The 17,743-nt window shown below is 71.3% G+C and carries 16 protein-coding genes and 1 pseudogene; 5 read left to right on the top strand and 12 right to left on the bottom strand.

Annotated features, from left to right (window positions below; all coding sequences use genetic code 11):
* Nucleotides 1-32: 32 nt before the first annotated feature.
* The 7 genes and pseudogenes from ACF1BH_RS03810 to ACF1BH_RS03780 all read right to left on the bottom strand — a co-directional run.
* The gene (locus ACF1BH_RS03810) at nt 33-1,340 is read right to left on the bottom strand and encodes a Cmx/CmrA family chloramphenicol efflux MFS transporter (RefSeq protein WP_391640759.1); all 1,308 of its coding nucleotides are present in this window, start codon (nt 1,338-1,340) and stop codon (nt 33-35) included.
* A 96-nt stretch (nt 1,341-1,436) separates the two neighbouring features.
* Nucleotides 1,437-3,020 carry a DUF4157 domain-containing protein gene (locus tag ACF1BH_RS03805; protein WP_391640758.1) on the bottom strand — a complete coding sequence of 528 codons (1,584 nt, stop codon included), beginning with the start codon at nt 3,018-3,020 and terminating at the stop codon, nt 1,437-1,439.
* A 179-nt stretch (nt 3,021-3,199) separates the two neighbouring features.
* Nucleotides 3,200-3,868 (bottom strand): hypothetical protein, encoded by a 669-nt coding sequence (locus ACF1BH_RS03800; protein WP_391640757.1) that lies wholly within the window; start codon nt 3,866-3,868, stop codon nt 3,200-3,202.
* A gap of 68 nt (nt 3,869-3,936) precedes the next feature.
* A complete protein-coding gene (locus tag ACF1BH_RS03795; protein WP_391640756.1) occupies nt 3,937-4,812 on the bottom strand; it encodes a transporter substrate-binding domain-containing protein in 876 nt (291 codons plus the stop codon).
* A 97-nt stretch (nt 4,813-4,909) separates the two neighbouring features.
* The gene (locus ACF1BH_RS03790) at nt 4,910-5,905 is read right to left on the bottom strand and encodes a hypothetical protein (RefSeq protein ID WP_391640755.1); all 996 of its coding nucleotides are present in this window, start codon (nt 5,903-5,905) and stop codon (nt 4,910-4,912) included.
* Complete coding sequence (locus tag ACF1BH_RS03785; RefSeq protein ID WP_391640754.1) at nt 5,902-6,363, bottom strand: hypothetical protein; 462 nt, start codon at nt 6,361-6,363, stop codon at nt 5,902-5,904. Before ACF1BH_RS03785 ends, ACF1BH_RS03790 begins: the two co-directional genes overlap by 4 nt.
* Before the next feature lie 228 nt (nt 6,364-6,591).
* Nucleotides 6,592-6,772, bottom strand: a pseudogene (locus tag ACF1BH_RS03780) (PHP domain-containing protein); the annotation flags it as partial.
* Between the two features lie 684 nt (nt 6,773-7,456).
* Between ACF1BH_RS03780 and ACF1BH_RS03775 the strand changes: the two are divergent.
* Nucleotides 7,457-8,533, top strand: coding sequence for a hypothetical protein (locus ACF1BH_RS03775; RefSeq protein ID WP_391640753.1), 1,077 nt, complete (start codon nt 7,457-7,459; stop codon nt 8,531-8,533).
* A 317-nt stretch (nt 8,534-8,850) separates the two neighbouring features.
* On the opposite strand, the gene ACF1BH_RS03770 is transcribed toward ACF1BH_RS03775, so the two are convergent.
* The 3 genes from ACF1BH_RS03770 to ACF1BH_RS03760 form a co-directional block, all read right to left on the bottom strand.
* Nucleotides 8,851-8,976: a hypothetical protein gene (locus ACF1BH_RS03770; protein WP_391640752.1), complete on the bottom strand. Its 126-nt coding sequence runs from the start codon at nt 8,974-8,976 to the stop codon at nt 8,851-8,853.
* A gap of 291 nt (nt 8,977-9,267) precedes the next feature.
* Nucleotides 9,268-10,020, bottom strand: a complete 753-nt coding sequence (locus tag ACF1BH_RS03765) for an SOS response-associated peptidase (protein ID WP_391640751.1) — start codon at nt 10,018-10,020, stop codon at nt 9,268-9,270.
* A 153-nt stretch (nt 10,021-10,173) separates the two neighbouring features.
* The gene (locus ACF1BH_RS03760; RefSeq protein ID WP_391640750.1) at nt 10,174-10,764 is read right to left on the bottom strand and encodes a TetR/AcrR family transcriptional regulator; all 591 of its coding nucleotides are present in this window, start codon (nt 10,762-10,764) and stop codon (nt 10,174-10,176) included.
* Nucleotides 10,765-10,971: 207 nt separating this feature from the next.
* On the opposite strand from ACF1BH_RS03760, the gene ACF1BH_RS03755 reads away from it, so the two are divergent.
* Together ACF1BH_RS03755 and ACF1BH_RS03750 are read left to right on the top strand one after the other, a co-directional pair.
* Entirely contained in the window at nt 10,972-11,796 is an 825-nt protein-coding gene (locus tag ACF1BH_RS03755; RefSeq protein ID WP_391640749.1) for a DUF998 domain-containing protein, read from the top strand.
* 63 nt (nt 11,797-11,859) lie between these two features.
* Complete coding sequence (locus ACF1BH_RS03750; protein WP_391640748.1) at nt 11,860-12,309, top strand: hypothetical protein; 450 nt, start codon at nt 11,860-11,862, stop codon at nt 12,307-12,309.
* A 226-nt stretch (nt 12,310-12,535) separates the two neighbouring features.
* Here ACF1BH_RS03750 and ACF1BH_RS03745 read toward each other — a convergent pair whose 3' ends face one another.
* Together ACF1BH_RS03745 and ACF1BH_RS03740 are read right to left on the bottom strand one after the other, a co-directional pair.
* Nucleotides 12,536-13,171: a LuxR C-terminal-related transcriptional regulator gene (locus tag ACF1BH_RS03745; RefSeq protein ID WP_391640747.1), complete on the bottom strand. Its 636-nt coding sequence runs from the start codon at nt 13,169-13,171 to the stop codon at nt 12,536-12,538.
* Nucleotides 13,159-14,391: a sensor histidine kinase gene (locus tag ACF1BH_RS03740; RefSeq protein ID WP_391640746.1), complete on the bottom strand. Its 1,233-nt coding sequence runs from the start codon at nt 14,389-14,391 to the stop codon at nt 13,159-13,161. Before ACF1BH_RS03740 ends, ACF1BH_RS03745 begins: the two co-directional genes overlap by 13 nt.
* Nucleotides 14,392-14,570: 179 nt before the next feature.
* On the opposite strand from ACF1BH_RS03740, the gene ACF1BH_RS03735 reads away from it, so the two are divergent.
* Together ACF1BH_RS03735 and ACF1BH_RS03730 are read left to right on the top strand one after the other, a co-directional pair.
* A complete protein-coding gene (locus tag ACF1BH_RS03735) occupies nt 14,571-15,296 on the top strand; it encodes an ABC transporter ATP-binding protein (RefSeq protein WP_391640745.1) in 726 nt (241 codons plus the stop codon).
* Complete coding sequence (locus ACF1BH_RS03730) at nt 15,293-17,710, top strand: FtsX-like permease family protein (RefSeq protein ID WP_391640744.1); 2,418 nt, start codon at nt 15,293-15,295, stop codon at nt 17,708-17,710. Before ACF1BH_RS03735 ends, ACF1BH_RS03730 begins: the two co-directional genes overlap by 4 nt.
* The last annotated feature ends 33 nt before the right edge of the window (nt 17,711-17,743 follow it).

Here is a 17,743-nt window from a genome sequence, read left to right as displayed (position 1 = left end):
TCCTCCGGCCGGAGGTCGGGTCGGAGCGGCGGTCAGCTGCCTGCGGGCGTCGCCGCGCCGTCCTTCGCCGGTGCGACGCCGGACTCCGTGTCCGGCACGGTGCCCGACTCCGCGCCCGGCGCCGTGTCCGGCACCGAGGTGGCGACCACCCGCGAGCGGTGCGGCGCCCGGTGCAGGCGGAAGGCGACGAAGGTGAGGGCGACCGCCACGGCGGCCAGCCCCGCGCCCAGCCAGGCGGTGGATTCGTAGCCCCACTTCGCGCTGATGGCCAGGCCGCCGAGCCAGGGACCGAGGGTGTTGCCGATGTTGAACGACGCGGTGGTCGTCGCGCCGGCCAGGGTCGGGGCGGCGTTCGCGACGTTGAACATCCGGGCGTTCAGCGCCGGAGCGGTGGCGAACGCCGTGACGCCCAGCATCAGCGAGAGGCCGACGGCGGCGACCGGACTGTGCGCCGTCAGCGCCAGCGTGGCCAGTACCAGCGTCGACGCGGAGATCCCGGCGAACAGCGTCGGGAAGAGATGCGCATCGGCGACCCGGCCACCGATGAACGTGCCGATCAGCGCGCCGATCCCGAACAGCGCCAGCACCGTCGGCACCCAGCTCTCCGCCAGCCCGGCGGTCTTGGTGAGCAGCGGCGAGAGGTACGAGAAGAGGGAGAAGACCGCGGCGGCGTTCAGCGCCGTGGCGGACAGCGCCAGCCAGACCTGCCTGTCCTTGTAGATGGCCAGCTCACGGCGGAGCTGCGGCCGCTCCTCGCCCGTCGGCACCTCCGTACGCGGCACCACGAAGACCACGCCCACCAGGCCGATCACCGCCAGCACGGCCACCGCCCAGAACGCCGAGCGCCAGCCCGCGTGCTGCCCCAGCAGGGCGCCGGCCGGAACGCCCGCGATGTTGGCGATGCTCAGCCCGCCGACCATGATCGCCATCGCCTTGGCCCGCGCGGTGACCGGCACCAGCGACACCGCCACGGCGGCGCCGACCGCCCAGAACCCGGCGCACGCCAGCGCGCTCACCACCCGCGAGGCGAAGAGCACGCCGTACGTCGGCGCCAGCGCGCCCGCCACCTGCCCCAGTGCGAAGACGGCGAGCAGGGCTATCAGCGTGGTGCGGCGCGGCAGCCGCAGCGTCGCGGCGGCGAGGACGGGAGCACCCACCACCATCCCGATCGCGAACGCGGAGACCAGCAGACCTGCTTGCGGAATGGAGACGCCCAGGTCGTGGGCGAGCGGTTGAAGGATGCCGGACAACATGAATTCGCTCGTACCGAGAGCGAAGACGGAGAGGCCCAGTACGTAGACAGCGGCGGGCATACGGGTGCGTGAGGAGGGGACAGGCATGTCCGCCACCAACAGTGCCCGGAGGCGTCGCATTCCCGCGCCGCGGACGCCGATCCATATGTCCAGATATGCGGAGCGGCCGGGGTGTGACGTCCGCTACCTCCTCCTGGGCAGGCCCTTCGGGAGGAAGGTGGAGGTGGCCGCCCTGGCCTTGCAGAATTCGGCGAGCGACTCCCGCTTTCCGGCCGCCTTGCCCTCCTTCGGGGGCGGAACCATCTGCGTCGTGTACGGGATGTAGACGTACTTTCCCAGGGTGGCGGCGCCCTTCACCGGTGTGTCGTAGTACTCGTAACCGCCGCCGCTCTTCGCGGGCTTGAGATACCCGTTCGTTTTCAGCTCGTCGACGGTGAATTTGAAGAAGGTGTACTTCTCCAGATGCGCGCGCCCCAGATCGCCGGCCTGCTTCTCCACCTCCTGCCAGTCGGTGATCTCGTCCCACTGCCGGGGGTCGAAGTCGGCGACCTGTGCGTTCTTGGTGAGGTGCAGCATCTCCTTCAGCGCCTTGACGGTCTCGTCGTCCTTGATCCGGGGATCCTTCAGTTTCTCGCCCAGCTCGGTGAGGCTCGTGAACTTCTTGTCGCCCAGCGGGGAGAGGTACCTGCCGTCGGTGTCGATGTCGTGGCCGTGCTCCGTCGGCTCCGCGCGAATGCTGGTGTTGGGGCCGATGAACTGGTTCCCCGCCTGCCATTCGAAGAAGGAATGACGGATGTCCCCGAAGGGAACGCCGTATTCCTGTGCGGAGTTCGGGACGGACTTGTCGGCCAGCCGCTTCCGCAGATTCCTGAGGTATTCCGGGGTGTTCTTCTCCTCCGGAACTCCGATCTTGAGATTGGCCAGCATCTCCCTGGAGATCTCCTTGGGAATCGCGGTGGTGAGCACATCGAGCTGTTCGGCGTCGCCCAGCCGCCCCAGGGATTCCGTCAGCGTGGAGTGCGCCACGATGTGGTGCGCCGTCGTGGTCCACCCCTGGTGGTCGGCGGATTTGGCATGCGGATTCTCTCCCCGCCGCTGGATCGCCGGCGGACCGGCGGGCGCCGCCACCGACCGCTGTGCGGCCACCGGAGCCGCCGGCGCCGGGCCCCGCATCACCCGGGTGGCGTTGGCCTCCGCCTCCCGCTCGAAGCGGTCGGACGGGTCGGAGACCCGCAGCCCGTCGCCGTGGTCCGTCCCGGCGACCGGGCCCTGACGCTGCTGGATCACATGGGTCAACTCGTGTGCGAGGGTGTGCGGATCGCCGCCGCCCGCCCCCAGGACGACATGGCTGCCGGAGGTGTAGGCGCGGGCGCCCACCTCCGCCGCCGACGCCTTGGCCGCGCCGTCGTCGTGCACCCGGACGTCGGAGAAGTCGGCGCCGAGGCGCGCCTCCATGTCCCCGCGGGTCACTTCGTCCAGCGGGCGCCCGGAGGTCCGCAGCACCTCGTGGACGCGGGACCGCTGCACCTGGGGGCCACCGCCCTGCTCATGGCCGCACCCGGCGCCGTGCCGGTGCTCCTCGGACCCCGCGAGCCCCGCCTGCCGGAGCAGTTGGACGACGGCGGCGTTGCCCGCGCTGTTCTGGAGGGCGAGGAGCGGGTGCGACGGCGCACCGGCGCCGGTGACCGGCCCGGCCGCGGGGCGCGGTGCCGGTGCCCGGCGGCTCTTCGCGGCGTCCGGTCGTCCGGCTTCGTCCTGGGCTCGCATGGGTCCTCTTCCCGCAGATGACGCGACCCTCCCTGGATACCCGTCCCCCGGCGCCGGGGGCAGAGGCGTAAGGGCAACGCCGGCCGTCCCCGAGGGCAGTACGGGGCCGCCGCCCGGACATCGGCCGCGCGGCGGCGGGCGGACCGGCCGCCCACCGGACATCGACGGGTCCTCGCAGGTCAGCCGTTCAGCAGTGCCAGCTCCGTCGCCAGGTTGTGCCGGGCCACGCCCTCCCAGCGCTCCCGCCCGAGCGGGGTGCGGAACAGCCGGGGCAGGCCGAGGAGTTGCCGCAGCACCGCCGCGCGGCCCGCGGTGAAGTCCGGATCCGGCACGAACGCGTACTCCTCGCGGACGGCCGCCGCATACGCCGCGTAGGCGTCCGGTGTCCCGGCGAGCACCGCCAGATCGGCGTCGCACAGCACCTCGCCGTCGCGGTCGCCGGGCTCCGGATCGTGGGTGACGGTGAGCCGGACCAGGCGCGCGACCTGCGCCGTGCGGTCGGCGTCGAGGCCCAGCTCCGGCAGGGCACGTTCGGCCAGGGCCGCGCTGCGCTCCTCGTTCTCCGAACGGTCCGGGCGGTAGACCGCGTCGTGGAACCACGCCGCCAGCTCGACGGTGCCCGGATCGGCGGCGTACGCAGCGAGTTCGTCGATCCGCTCCAGGACCGCCGCCAGATGCGCGACCGTGTGATAGCGGCGCTGCGGCTCCGCCCAGCGGGCCAGCAGATTCTCCGCGTACGGGGCCGGATCGGGGCCCGCCGCGCCTCGGGTGCGGGCCACGGTCGCCGCCCAGCGGCGGCGCAGCTCCGCCGCCGGGCCGCCGGGCTCCGCTCGGGAATCGGAAGTCATACCGCCATTGTGGCCCGCCGGGCCGCCCGCCGGACCGCGCGCCGGGCCGCCCGCCGGGCCAGGGGCGGTCAGGCGGCGGGCGCGTCCCGGCAGGAGAGCTGGCCCACGGATTCGGCGGACGGTTTGAACTCCGTCTGCCAGTTCTGCACGTGGTTGGCGATGGCCGGCAGTGAGAGGGCGAAGTCCCGCTCCCAGTCGGTGCCGTTGAGGTAGTCGCGCAGTTTGTCGCTGAGTTTGCGGCAGTCGGCGCGGTACTTCTTCGCGATGGCGATGCCGTAGTCGTTGGGGGAGCCGACGACGATCCCGGGCACCACGTGCAGCTCGGGGTACTTCTGGGTGAAGCCGTAGAGGATCATCTGGTCGGTGGAGACCGCCGTGGCCCGGCCCGCCCGGAGGTCGTCGATGCAGCGCGAGGCGTCGGCCACCTGATAGACGCTGATGTTGCGGTACGCCTCCTTGTTCAGCTCGTCGAAGGAGATGGCGCCCTTCCAGGTGCAGACGGCCCGGCCCTTGAGATCCTCCAGCTTCTTGATGCGGCCGGCGTCCTTGTTCCGGATCATGACGCCCTGGGACGTCGTGGCGTAGGGGCCGATGAAGTCGATGTCCTTCATCCGCGTCGGGGTGATCGAGAACGTCGCGGCGACCAGGTCCTGGTCCCCGTCGACGATCACCTGGCTGCGGTTCTCCGACGGCACGCTGCTGAAGTGCCCCTTGGCGCCGACCTCTTCGAGCAGATGCCGGGCCACGGTGACGTCGAACCCGGCGAACTTGTAGGCGGCCTCCTCGCCGGTGCCCGGCTGGTCGTTCTTCACCCCGACCGACACCGACCGCTGGTCGAGGAGGGTCGGCGGCCGGTCGTCCGCGCAGGCGGACGCGGTCAGCGCGGTCAGGACGAGCAGCGCGGCGCCGAGGGAGGCGCGGCGCCGCGGTGCGGCTGAAGTCATGGAATCTCCCCGTGGTGCGTGGTGTGACAGGTGGTACGTGGCGGCGCCCGTGCGGGCGTACGCGGCGGACGGGCGCGGCCGCCGCGTACGGCCGGGGTCAGGAGTCGTGCAGTACGGCGGCGACGGCCCGGACGTCCGTCCGGCAGTTCCGCCCGGGATCCTTCTCCGCCAGCGTCACCTGGACCCGGACGGAGGTGGCGCCGGAGTTCAGGACGAAATCCAGGGGACGGCCGGAGCGGATCGATGCCTGCGTGGGGGCGCCGCCGGCCGTCAGATACGCGGTCGCCGAGGTGCGGTACGAGCAGGCCGGGGCGCTCGGGTCCCAGTCCGACACGGTCAGGGTCAGCCGCAGCCGCTCCCGGGGCTCACGCAGCTCGGCGGGGCCCAGCGTGAAGGTGACGGTGTGGTTCCGGCCCGTCAGCGGCAGGTCGCCGGTGGTCCGCACCTGGCCCGTCACGTCGATGTCGGCGTGGGCGGCGGCGTACTGGAACGACAGCCAGCCGCCGACCGTGGCCAGCACGGAGACCAGCGACAGCGCGCCCACCGCCGCCACGCTCGGCGTCTTGCGGATCAGGACCCGCACCGCCCCCGCGGCGACGGCGAGGACGGCGAGCGTGATGCAGAGCGTGTACTGCTCCGTCGGGCCGCGCGGCTCGGTCGTCTGGGCGATCACCAGGGCGGCGCAGGCCAGCAGCAGCGGCAGCCAGCGGGCGCTGGGGTGCATCACCCAGCGGATGATCACGTTCTTGATGTCGTTGGCGGCGATGGAGTGCGGGCCGGTGGTGACGGGGTTGTTGTGCCGGACGTCGTGGTGGTGGACCTCGGGGGCGGGGGACGGGGCGGTTTCGGCCGGGCGGCGGTCCTCCCCGGAGGGAGGCGCGGCGGCGTCGGCCGGGCGCGGCGTGCCGGTGCCGGGCGCGGCACCGCCTCCGGGCCGCTCCGGCTTCCCGGCGGCCCCCGGCTTCTCGGTGGCAGCGCGGCGCTGACCTGCGTCGTTGTCCTCGGGGCGGGTCCGGCCCCGCGGTTTTCCGGTGCCTGCGCTCCCCGGCGGTCTCGCACCGCGGGAGCGGCGCGGCGGCTTCCCGCGGCTCATGAGGCGGCCCCGGTGCCCGAGCCGCCGCCCAGATGGACGGTGCCGTTCACCACGCCGATCGCGGCGGAGTGGTCCCCGTACGCGGTGGGGGAGTTGATCGTGGTGCCGGAGAGATGCGGGGCCATGTGGGAGAGGAATCCGGCGGCGTCCCGCGCGGTGACGGGGCCGGCCAGCCAGGCGGCGACGGCCTCCGCCAGCGCCTGCCGCTCGGTGCCGTCCAGCCGGGCCAGACTGCCGTCCAGCGCGGTCGCGCGGTCGGCATCGAGCACGGGCTCCGTGCCGCCCCCGATGCGGTCGGCGCCGTGCCCGAGCAGCCGCCGGAAGAACCCCTCCCCGGCGTCGACCGTGCGTTCCGTGATCCGCTGCTGGGCTGCGGTGAGCACGGACGTACCGAGACTGCTCGCCGCCATCGCGAGATACGGAGCGATCTCGGCGGACACCGTGGCCAGGTCTGACATGTGTCTCTCCCCCCGTCGGCGGGGCGTCTGCGGGGTGCCGCAACGCCCTTACAGGGAAGGCGTGTTACCCATATCCGCCGGGTTTCACACCATCTTCTCAACCGGGCCCGCGACGGCCGGGAGGGTGCGCCTCCGGGCAGGAAACGCGCCGCCCGGAGAGGGGGCCGTGAGGAGGGGCGTCCGGCGAGTGGGACGGTGTTCGCCGCGGGTGCCGGGCGGTGGCGCTCCGCCGGGATGGGCCGGCCACGGTATCCCGGTCGGTCAGCGCGAGCGCCTCCATCCCGAGATCCGCCGCCCGGCGCACCAGGGCCTGGGGGTGCGAGGCGCCGAAGCGCATGGAGAAGCCCGAGGCGACGTGCAGGTGCACCACCACGGCACCTCCCACATGCAGGCAACAGATTTCAGCCATATCGGCCTGATTCCACCGTCACGCTTATTCGATAAAACGTTCTAATGGAGGGGGGTGATCGCGGCGCCCCGCCGTTGTGATGTCGACCGATAGATGGCCATGTCGATTGTTAGCTGGCCAGCCTCTTGCTCAGCTCCCTCCCGGACCGCCGAGTTCCGATCGGAACCGGTGCTGTGACCTCATGGCCTCTCGGTGGGTGCTGTGCTGGGGCGGTGAGCACAGTTACTGGGGGCATGGTGGCGTCGGACCGGTGCGGTCTGGATCAGCTGATCGCGTCGTACGAGCCCGGTCGAGCGGTACGGGCCGCCCTGTTCTTGTAGGAAGTGGTCGCTACGGGGCGTGTGTTCGGCGAACAGTCGATAGATGAACGAGGCTCAGGACGTTCGCGTTGGCGCAGCTTGTCGAGGCTCGTTGTCATCTACTGCTCCAGTGCGGCCTGGTGGAAGGCAAGCGGGGCGGTGATGCGCGCCGAGTAGCCCTGGCTGCGGCAGAGGGCTCGCCTGCCGCGGAGGCATCGCGAACCAACCCGCCCCGTGCCCGACACTCCCTTCGAGGCGTTCACCGGCGTGCCCGCCTGCTCGGTGACGCGGTCGCTGAGCCCTGTGTTCGAAAGCAATCATCCGTTTGGGTGTGCGTTCACGATCCGCCGGAATCGCCAGGGGATGGGCCTTGAGGATCGAAGGCATGACGATTTCACGGAGGTTTCTGCCGCCCCTCAGCTGTGCCCTCGCCCTGAGCCTCGTCGGCCCCGCGGCGTGGGCCGTGCCAAACGGCGAACCCACCCACGGCCACAAGGTCATCACCGCGTCCCAGGCCCAGCAGTGGATCCCGCCTGAAGGGGTCAAGGAGGTCACCATCTACGTGTGGGGCCGGGGCGGTGCGGGTGGTGGCGGAGCCTCCGGAGGCGGAGGCGGAGGCGGCGAAGGCAGCAAGTCCGGCTGGAACAGTGACGAGAACGGCGCCGGGGGTGCGGGCGGCGCCGGGGGCGGCGGAGGTGGCGGGGGCGCTGCGGGCGGCTTCATGGTCTGCCACTTCAACACCAACTCCTACGGGACCAGCTTCCTCCTTAAAGCCGGACGCGGCGGCAAGGGCGGGGCCGGCGGCGGGTCGGCATACGGCGGGGCCGGCGGCACGAACTTCTGGGGCGGTGACGGGGGCAACGGCTGGCACGGTAACGACGGCCAGGCGTCCAGTTCGGATTCGGACAGCGAGGCGTCCGAGGTCCAACTGATGGGCGGCTGGCGCCCCGAACTGCAGGGCGCGGTCACGGCAGCCGGTGACGCGCAGCCCGGTCGCGCTGGATCAGGCGGCGGGGGCGGCAGTGAGGAGGGCGCACGCGGTGGAACCGCGTCCTCGCTCCAGGCAACCGGAGGCCACCCCGGCAGCGTGTTCGACGCCGAGCGAGCGTGTGACAGCAAGCAGAACATCGAGGGCACTGCGGGCAGGCCGGGCGGCCTGGGCGGAAGCGCCGTCGACCACGACGGCAGCGACAAGTGGCCCTCCTACGGCGGTGAGAAGGGAGTCGGCGGCGCAGCAGGCCCAGTGACGGCGCCGACCCGCGTCACCCTCCCTGGCGGGGGCACCTACACCGTCCCGGTGGGAACCGGGGCCGGGGGCCGCGGCGGTGACGGCACGGACGGCCGCCGGGGCGGCTCCGGCGGCTCCGACGCGGTCAAGAGCAAGAGCCAGCCCGGAACCCCCAGCGACGCGGCGGATGCGGGCCAGGACGGCGGCGACGGACTGGTCCTGGTCGTCTGGTAGCCCGGACCACTGCACGGCACGGCCGCACCCGTGGTCGCACGGGTGCGGCGTCGTTCACCTCGCCAATGGTCCAGGCTATGGGCTACTCAGTTACTTTCTCAGCGCGTACTACGGGGACCTCCAGTTCCCGCAGGAGCCCGGCTGCTCGGCGGCACCGATACGCAGGTGATCGCCGAGTGGTGCCAGAACAACGCTGCGAGCCCGCGCCGGTCGGCCGGGCCAGCAGGGCAGTGCCCGCCTCGTTGTCCTCCGCGACCAGGACAGCAACCGGACCATGCCCACCTCGCCCAAACACTCGATGGCTCGGGTTCAGAACGTCACCTCCCACCGGCCCCGGGCCGGACTGGCATCTTCGCGACGCGGGTCCGGCCCGGGGGCTCGATCTTCCGCGCCCGGTACTCGACCAGCAGGGCATCGCGCTGCCGGTCCTCCACCAGCTCCACCGGGCACACCTCCGCGGCCAGCCACCCAGTGAGTGCCTCCTCGTCCGCGAGCGTCGCCGACCAGAACCCGAGCGCCTCGCAGATCAGCCCGGTGCCGGCGTCGACATGGAGATCAATCAGCGCGACCGGAGCTGGCGCGGACGATCGGCAGCAGGTCGCGGCGCCGGCTTGATGCGGGCACCGAACCTGCGGGGCGCGGCGGCCGCCCTGCCGGCTGCGGCGCCGCTGCGCCTCGCGGCAGCCGGCCTCGGCCGGCCTCCGGGACTCGGCTGAGGCAGCCTGGGCTGTTTCTCAGCTGCCCGACTGTCCGTCGGCGCCCTGGTCCAGTAGATGGGGGCCGTTGTTGCGGACGTTGTTGACGGCGGTGGAGACCGCTCGGGCGTCCAGGTGTCCGGCCGCGGGGGCGGCGAGCAGGGCGCGGAGTTCGCCCGGGTCCTGGTGGGCGGGGTCGAGCCAGGTGCTCCAGTCGTCGGGGGCGATGGCCAGAGGCATGCGGGGGTGGATGCGTCCGGCGGCGTCGGTGGCCTCGGTGGTGATGATCGTGCAGGTCGCCCACCACGCATCCGGGGCGTCGTCGGCAGCGGCCGGGTCGCGCCAGAACTCGTACAGGCCCGCCATCGCCATCACCTGGCCGTCCTCGGGGCTGATGAAGTACGGCTGCTTGCGCGCCTTGGCCGTCCCGGTCGCCTCGATGCGCTGCCATTCGTAGAAGCCGTCCGCCGGCAGCAGGCAGCGGCGCTTGGCGAACGCCCGGCGGTAGGCCGGCTTCTCCGCGACGGTCTCCACCCTCGCGTTGATCATCCTGGCGCCGACGGCAAGGCTCTTCGCCCAGGACGGCACCAGACCCCAGCGCAGCGGCCGCAACTGCCGGACCACCTCGCCCGTGTCACGGTCGAGCCGCTCGAGGACCGACCACACCGCGTCGGTGGGCGCCACGTTCCAGCTCGGGCCCACCGCGTGGTCAGGATCGGGGTCCCACCGTGTGACGCCGAAGAGGGGGGCCAGGTCCTGCGGACGGCGGGTGGAGACGTATCTGCCGCACATGACCCCACCCTGCCACGCCGTCCTCGCGTCTCCCCGCCACTTTGATCACGACGCCCCGCCGTCGGGACGGACCGCCCCGGCCCCGTCCTCCCCCACCCGGGGCGGGCCGACTGCCGGTCACAGGGCCCCGCGCCCACTGCGGCAGCCGACCAGCTAGCGCCGGCCCTCGTTGTGGTGCGCCCAGCCCTGGTCGAGGAACCGGAATCCAGCAGCCACGGACGATTCCGGGTCCGCCTCACGCACAGCCATGAGCTGGATCTGCAGCGCGAAACGTACGTAGAAGCGGATCTCCTCACTCGGCTCGTCGAGCCCGAACTCCTCGGTGAGTGTGGCGATCAGCGCGTCCTCGTGACGCAGCCACATCTTCTCCGCGTAGTCGATCAGGGATGGCGTGCCGTCCATCAGTGCAAGGATCCGGCTCTGCGGCTCGGTCTTCAGCGCGGTGATCTCGGCGAGGTAATGCGCCTTCAGCGCTTCGGAGACCGAGGTCCCCGGTGTGCGGTCCCGCACCGCGGCGATGAGCCGCTCGTGCCGTTCACCCTCGTCGCTGAAGACGAGCGCTTCCTTGTGCGGGAAGTGCGTGAAGACCGTCTTGGGTGTTACATCCGCCTTGTCGGCGATCTCACGCACCGTCACGGCGTCGAAGCCGCGGTCGAGGAAGAGTGCCGTCGCCGCATCCAGGATCGCCGTCCTCGTAGCGGCCTTCTTGCGCTCACGACGCCCCACGGGCACTGAATCCATCATGCTCTCACTCTACCCTCGATCACTATCTTCACCGGTTGTAAAACTACACTCGGGTTAGCTAGAGTCCGGATGAAGCAAGTAGCTCGGAAGTGGGCGTTCCGACGGCAGACCTCTGTGCCGCCGCCCGTCATCCCCGAGGCCGGAGCGTCCGCCTGCCGTCAGCAGGCACGAGCGCGCGCCCAGCCCTTCACCAGAAAGACGACGCCGATGACCGAAGACACGACGGTGCGCTCCACTGTGCGGCGCGCGAAGCCACCGACGAACGCGCAGGAGCACGGCAACGCGGACGGACCCCAACCTCAGCGCCGCGTGGCGGGAGCGCTGCTGATCGCCGGACCAGTGATTTTCCTGCTGGGGGAGTTCATTTCCGCCGCCGCCTGGACCCATCCCGCCTACAGCTACACCTACAACTTCATCAGCAACCTGGGCGTCCACGGGCCGTCGACCCTGTTCGGCCAGTACATGCACTCGCCGCTGGCCTGGGTGATGAACGCCGGGTTCTTCCTCTTCGGGATCACCATCCTGGCCGGGGTGGCCACTTTGCGGGACCTGGCACACGGGCGCCGGTGGGCCGTGCTCGGCCCCGCCGCACTGCTGGCTGTCGGCGGCGTGCTGCTCGCGCTGTATCCCGGATCGGGCGAGGCCCTCAAGGACGGCACCGGTGAGTACCACAGCATGGGTGCCTTCGCCGGGTTCACCGGCGGCAACGTGCTGGCCATCGTCCTCGGACGCCGCTGGCAGCGCATCGGCGTCTCCGCCCGCATGGGCCGAGCGTTGGTCACGGTCGGCGTGATCGGTCTGATCTCGATGCTGCTCTACCTCGCCGTGATCATCACTTCTGGCGACCACGTCATCGGGATCATCGGCCTCATCGAACGCGGTGCCGTCCACCCGTTCCTCATCGGCCTCGTGTGCGCCGGAGCAGCGATCTGCGGACGCCGGCGGCGCGATCCAGGACAGCAGCAGCCGCGCGATCACGTTCGGCGGCCGGTCGACCGTCACCGTACCGGCGGGCGCGCCGGCCCTCAGTGACCCCTTCGACCTGACTGCCCCGCGCTGTCACGGCTGGCCATCAGCCTTTATCTTCCTGGCCGCGTGGACACCGCCACGTGCCACGGCACCTTCCACACACTCGGCTGGCTCATACCCGGCGACGCGACCACGCGCGCCTCGCTGACCACGGAAGCCGCTCCGCTGCCGACGCAAGCCCTGATCACCGCGGTGGAAGTGCAGCCCGACACTCCTGCCCGGGCCATCGCCGTGCTCGGCGACTCCCGCGTCGACGGCATCGGATCCACCCCCGGCACCGACCGGCGCCGGACCGACCTGCTCGCCGAACGCCTGCACGCGCACGGCAGCCGGACCCGCTGTGTGGTCAACCAGGGCATCGGCGGCAACCTTCTGCTCAGCGACGGCATCGGCACCGCCGCCCTCGCACCCGCTACAGGTCACTTCTTGCCGCTGGTCAGCCACAGTCCCAGCGCCGATCCGACGAAGACGACGCCGGTACCTACTCCGGCCAGGACCCTCATGGTCCCGGTGTAGTGGGCGAAGGTGCTGACGTAGACCGCCGCCACCGTGGAGACGAAGAGCAGCAGCCAGAGCACGGGCTTCATCAGGGGTTCCTCCTGTTGTGCGCCCCGGCGGCCCGATGGGCGGCAGGGGGTGGGATCTCTTACGCCGTCCACCTTCTCCCTGCGCCCCCGGTCGGCACATCGGACCGTCCCCCCGAACCTGAGGTGTAGCCAGCTACACCCGTGCGCGACGCAGGTCAGGCGTTCAGGTAGGCCAGCACCGCGCGGACCCGGCGGCTGCCGCTGTCGCTCGGCGGCAGATTCAGCTTGGCGAGGATGCTGCCGATGTGCTTGCTGACGGAACGTTCGGTGATGAACAGGGTCGTGGCGATCGTGGGATTGTCCAGTCCCTGCGCCATCAACCCGAGGACTTCCCGTTCCCGGGGGGACAGCGTGTCGAGCGGATCCTTCCGGCTCATCAGCTGGGAGACGACCTCGGGGTCCAGCGCCGTTCCGCCCGCGGCAATGCGCTCCAGCGCGTCCTGGAACTCTTCGATATGGCCCACACGGTCCTTCAGCAGGTAGCCGATCCCCGAGGCGCCCTGTCCGAGCAGTTCGGCGGCGTAGCTCTCCTCGACGTACTGGGAGAGCACCAGGAGCGGCAGGCCGGGAATGAGTTTGCGGGCCTCTATGGCGGCACGCAGCCCCTCGTCGCGGAATCCGGGCGGTAGCCGGACGTCCAGAACGGCCACGTCCGGCCGGTGTTCCAGCAGGGTGGGGACAATCTCGGGCCCGCTTCCCACGACGGCCACGATCTCGTGCCCGATGTCCTCCAGGAGCAGAATCAGGCCTTCGCGGAGAAGGACGTTGTCCTCCGCGATCACGATCCGCACGGCAGTACCACCTCAATTGTCGTTCCGGAACCGACAGGGCTGTCGATCCTCGTTGTACCGTCCAGGGCGGCGACCCGTCGACGTATCCCGGCAAGTCCGCTGCCCGAGGCGGAGCCGGGTGCGGCCCCGCCGCACCCGTCGTCCCGCACGACGACGCGCAGCGTGGGGCCGTCGTACCGGAGCGACACCTGAGCACGGCTCGCGTTGCTGTGCCGGGCGATGTTGGTCAGCGCCTCGGCGACGACGAAGTAGGCGGCCGCCTCGACGGCGGCGGGGGGACGGCGGTCGGTCTCGGGCAGATCCAGGGTGGTGGGGATCGGCCGGCCTGCGGCCAGGGAGCGGATGGCTCCGTTGAGTCCCCGGTCGGAGAGGATCGGCGGGTGGATGCCGCGGATGACGGTGCGCAGTTGGACAAGTGCTTCGTCCACGGTGGTCCTGGCCTCGAGCATCATTTTCCTGGAACTCCGGGGGTCCTTGTCGAAGCGGCGGTCGGCCAGGGCCAGGCGCATGGCCACCGCCACGAGTTGGGCCTGGGTGCCGTCGTGGAGGTCGCGCTCGATCCGGCGGAGTTCCGCCTCGTGGGCCTGGAGGGCTCCCGCACGCGAGGCGGTCAGTTCCTCGACCCGCCGGCCGGCGCCGGTCCAGGTGCCGAGCATGATCTCGGCGATCCATGTCTCCAGCTTCACGGTGGCAGGGGCCAGCCAGAAGAAGAGGGCAGCGAGGAGCCAGGTACACACCGCGGACAGGACGATCGCCTGCATCCAGGTGGTGAGGGGGGCCGCGAGGAGGGTGAGGGTTCCGCCGGGAAGGGTCCACCACCACAGCGGGATGGAGATCGTCAGCAGCAGGCTGGACAGCACTCCCAGGACGAGGACGGGAAGGACGAGCCCCACGGTGCCGTGGACCAGCATCCACGCCACGTCCCTGCGGGTACCCGGGAACCGCAGCAGTTGGAGCGTCCGCTGGTAGGCATTGCCTTCGGGCGCCGCGTAGGGCCGGCGCACGGGGCGGCCGAGAATGCGTTCGGCGCGTCGGCGTTCGGCATCGGTCAAGGCGCGCAACGGCTGGACCGCCCACGGCAGGATCGGCGCGAAGAGCAAGGCGAAGCAGACCAGTGGCAACAGACAGTAACCAGCCAGCGAAGGCAGCGCGGTAGTCAGGCCACCCAGCAGGTACCGCGTGGATCGCAGGCTGTGGAGTGCTCTTACCTTCAGGTCCATGGAGCAAGACGGTACTTCACGTGTCTTCCCATCTCACAGGTGTGCGCTACACCTGACAGGTGGAGCCCGCTACACCCCCGGTTCGGGAGAGAGACCGCTGCCGTCCGCTCGGCTTGCGCGATTACTTTCGGTACTCGTTCTGACCGATCGAGGGAACCGAAGGACCCACCATGCAACCGATGACGACGACCCGGGCCACACCGTTCGCCGTGTCCCTGGAGGAGGTCTCCCAGTCCTACGGCGAGGTGACCGCGCTGGACCGGGTCAGCTGGGGGTTCCGCAAGGGCAGTCTCACCGCGATCATGGGCCCGTCCGGATCGGGCAAGAGCACCTTCCTGCACTGCGCCTCCGGCCTCGACCGGCCCAGCAGCGGAACGGTACGACTCGGTGATCTGGACATGGGCGGCCTCGGCGAGACGGAGCTGACCCGGCTTCGCCGTGAACGGATCGGGTTCGTCTTCCAGGGCTACAACCTCATGCCCTCGATGGATGTCGAGCGCAACATCACCCTCCCGCTGTCCCTCGGCGGCCGCCAGGCGGACAGGCATTGGCTGGACGAAGTCGTCCACCGGGTGGGAATGGCCGACCACCTGGACCGGCTCCCGGCACGTCTGTCCGGCGGCCAGCAGCAACGGGTGGCGGTCGCCCGAGCTCTCGTCACCCGCCCGGAGATCGTCTTCGCCGACGAGCCGACAGCCGCGCTCGATCCGAAGTCGGCCGAGCACGTCCTGAAACTGCTGCGTGACGCGGTCGACGAGATGGGACAGACGGTCGTGCTGGTCACCCACGACCCGATGGCCGCGGCCTGGGCCGACAGCGTCGTCTTCCTGAGCGGGGGCAGCATCGTCGACGAGCTCACGGCTCCCTCCGCCGCAGCCGTCCTGGCCCGTTGGGGCACGCTGTGAGGCGTGGGATCGCCGCCGGAGTGGCGGCGGCACTGTTGTGCGCGGCCGCGTTGACGGGCGCGTTCGGGGTCCTGCTGGAGTCCGCGCTACGGGCGCACGGATCGGTCGACCGCTATGAGCGCGCCGGGGCCGTCGTCGCCGCGAGCCAGCGCGTCGAGGTCGTCAAGGACGACCAGACCGATGTCAGGCCGCTGGTGGAACGGCCCCGGGTACCGGTATCGGTGGCGGACCGGGTACGCACAGTGCCGGGGGTCACCGAGGTGGTCGCGGACGTCTCTTTGCCGGTGGCCACCGCGGACGGGGCCGTGCGGACCGGCCGCGGCTGGGACGCGACCGTGCTCACCGCTGTCGAACTGCGCGCCGGCCGGGCCCCGCAGGCGGAACACGAAGTCGCGGTGGACTCCGGCAGCGGCAGGGCCGTCGGCGACACCGTCCGTCTCCAGACCGGCGGCAAGGCGCCGGAACCCTACCGCGTCAGCGGTCTGGTGGCCGGCGGGTCCGGCGCAGGCCACGATGTCTGGTTCGGCCAGCACGCGGCACAGGCTCTCAGCGGTCACCCCGAACGCGCGGACGCGCTGGTCGTGCTCGGCACGAAGGAGATGTCCGCCCAGACCCTGCGGGCAGCCGCTCCCGGTCTCGTCGTCGCGACCGGCGCGGACCGTGGCGACGTCGAGAACCCGGAGGTGGCGGCGGCCCGAATCGACCTGATCGGCGTCTGTGCATCGATCGGCGGAGTCGCCCTCCTGGTGGTGCTGCTGATCCTGACCGGTCTCCTGGACACGTCCGTACGGGACCGGACCCGCGAGCTCGCCGTCCTGCGCGCCATCGGCGCCACCCCCCGGCAGGTCCGCCGGGTGATCGTCCGCGAAACACTCAAGGTCGCGGTACCGGCGTCACTCGTTGGCGGTCTGCTGTCGCTCGGGCTCGGCACCCTGCTGCACCGCTTCATGGCCGGGCAGGGGGTCCTGCCCCCGGGCCTTGGGCTCGCTCTGGGACCGTTTCCTGTCGTCGGTGCCCTGGCGCTCACGGTGCTCACCGCGGTCGGTTCCGCCTGGCTCGCGGCACGACGTGTATCCCGGATCCGGCCGGCCCAGGCCGTGAGCGAGACCTCCGCCGAACCGACGCGGCTCCCGCGCTGGCGCATGATCACCGGCCTGGTGCTCCTGGTCGTCGGTCTCGCTTCGGCCGGCACCGCGTTCGCGTTCGGCGGGCAGGTGGCGACCGCGGCCATGGGCGGACTCGTGCTCTCCCTCATCTGGGCGGCGGCCCTCCTGGGTCCCTCGATCGCCCGAGGGGGAATCGTCGTCCTCAGCCCCGTCATGCGCCTCCTGTTCCCGGTCCCGGGCCGGCTCGCCACCGACACGGCCACCGCCGCGGCCGTGCGACTCGCGTCGGTGATCACACCGATCGCGCTCGCGCTCTCCTTCGGCGCCAGCCAGCTGTTCGTGCAGACCACCGCGGTCAACGCCACCCGGACGCAGGCGGCCGCGGGGCTGCGCGCGGACCACGTCCTCGTCTCGACCGGGCCGGGCGTGCCCCGGGCCATGTACCAGGAAGTGAAGGAGACGGCCGGGCCGGGCACCGTGACCGCGGTGAAACGCACCACCGTGGTGATGTCGGTCGCGGGCCAGCTCCAGTCCCTGCCCACCCAAGGCGTGCAGGGCGCACTGTCCAATCTGGACCCGGGCGTGAAGGCGGGCTCACTGAAGGATCTGCGCGGCAAGAACACGGTCGCGCTCAGTTCGAACGTGGCCAGCGCGGCCAAGGTCGGTTCGACCGCATCTCTCTGGCTCGGGGACGGCACCGTGATCCGCCCCGAGGTGGTGGCCGTCTACGACCGGGGACAGGGCTTCGGGGATGTCCTGCTGCCTCACGATGTGGTCGCCGCCCACGTCACCGACGCGGGCCACGACGACTACCTCCTGGTGAAGGGAGAAGCCGACCTGCGACCAGTGCTCGACCGCTTCCCCGGGACCCATGCCACGTCCGCCGGACAGTACAGTGCGGCCCTCACCGAGAAGGCACGCCAGCAGGCCCTGCCCGGACTGCTCGCCGTCGCGGCGATCTCCCTGTTCACCCTGATCGGCGTGGTGACCACGCTGGCCGTCGCCACCGCATCCCGCCGTCGAGAACTGGCTCTGCTCCGGCTCATCGGCGCAACCCGCGGCCAGGTTCTGGCGATGCTGCGCCTGGAGACCTGCCTCGTACTCGGTACGGGGGCCGCCGTCGGCTCCCTGGTCGCGGCGGTGACGCTGCTGACCTTCGGCGGCGCGGTGACCGGTCTGTCCGCGCTGTCGGTGTCCCCCTCGGTCTGCGCGGCCGTTCTCGGCACGGTGTTCCTGTCCGGCACGGCAGCCGTCATGCTGCCCGCCCGCCGGCTGCTGCGCCGCCGAAGGTCTCCTCGCATCACGTAGCGGTACCAGGTCCCGCCTCTCCCATACTCCCCG

This window comes from Streptomyces sp. NPDC014733 (assembly GCF_043083385.1).
Lineage (GTDB): Bacteria > Actinomycetota > Actinomycetes > Streptomycetales > Streptomycetaceae > Streptomyces.
Note: the sequence above shows the minus strand (reverse complement) of the source record. Positions and strands in the feature narration are given on the sequence as shown.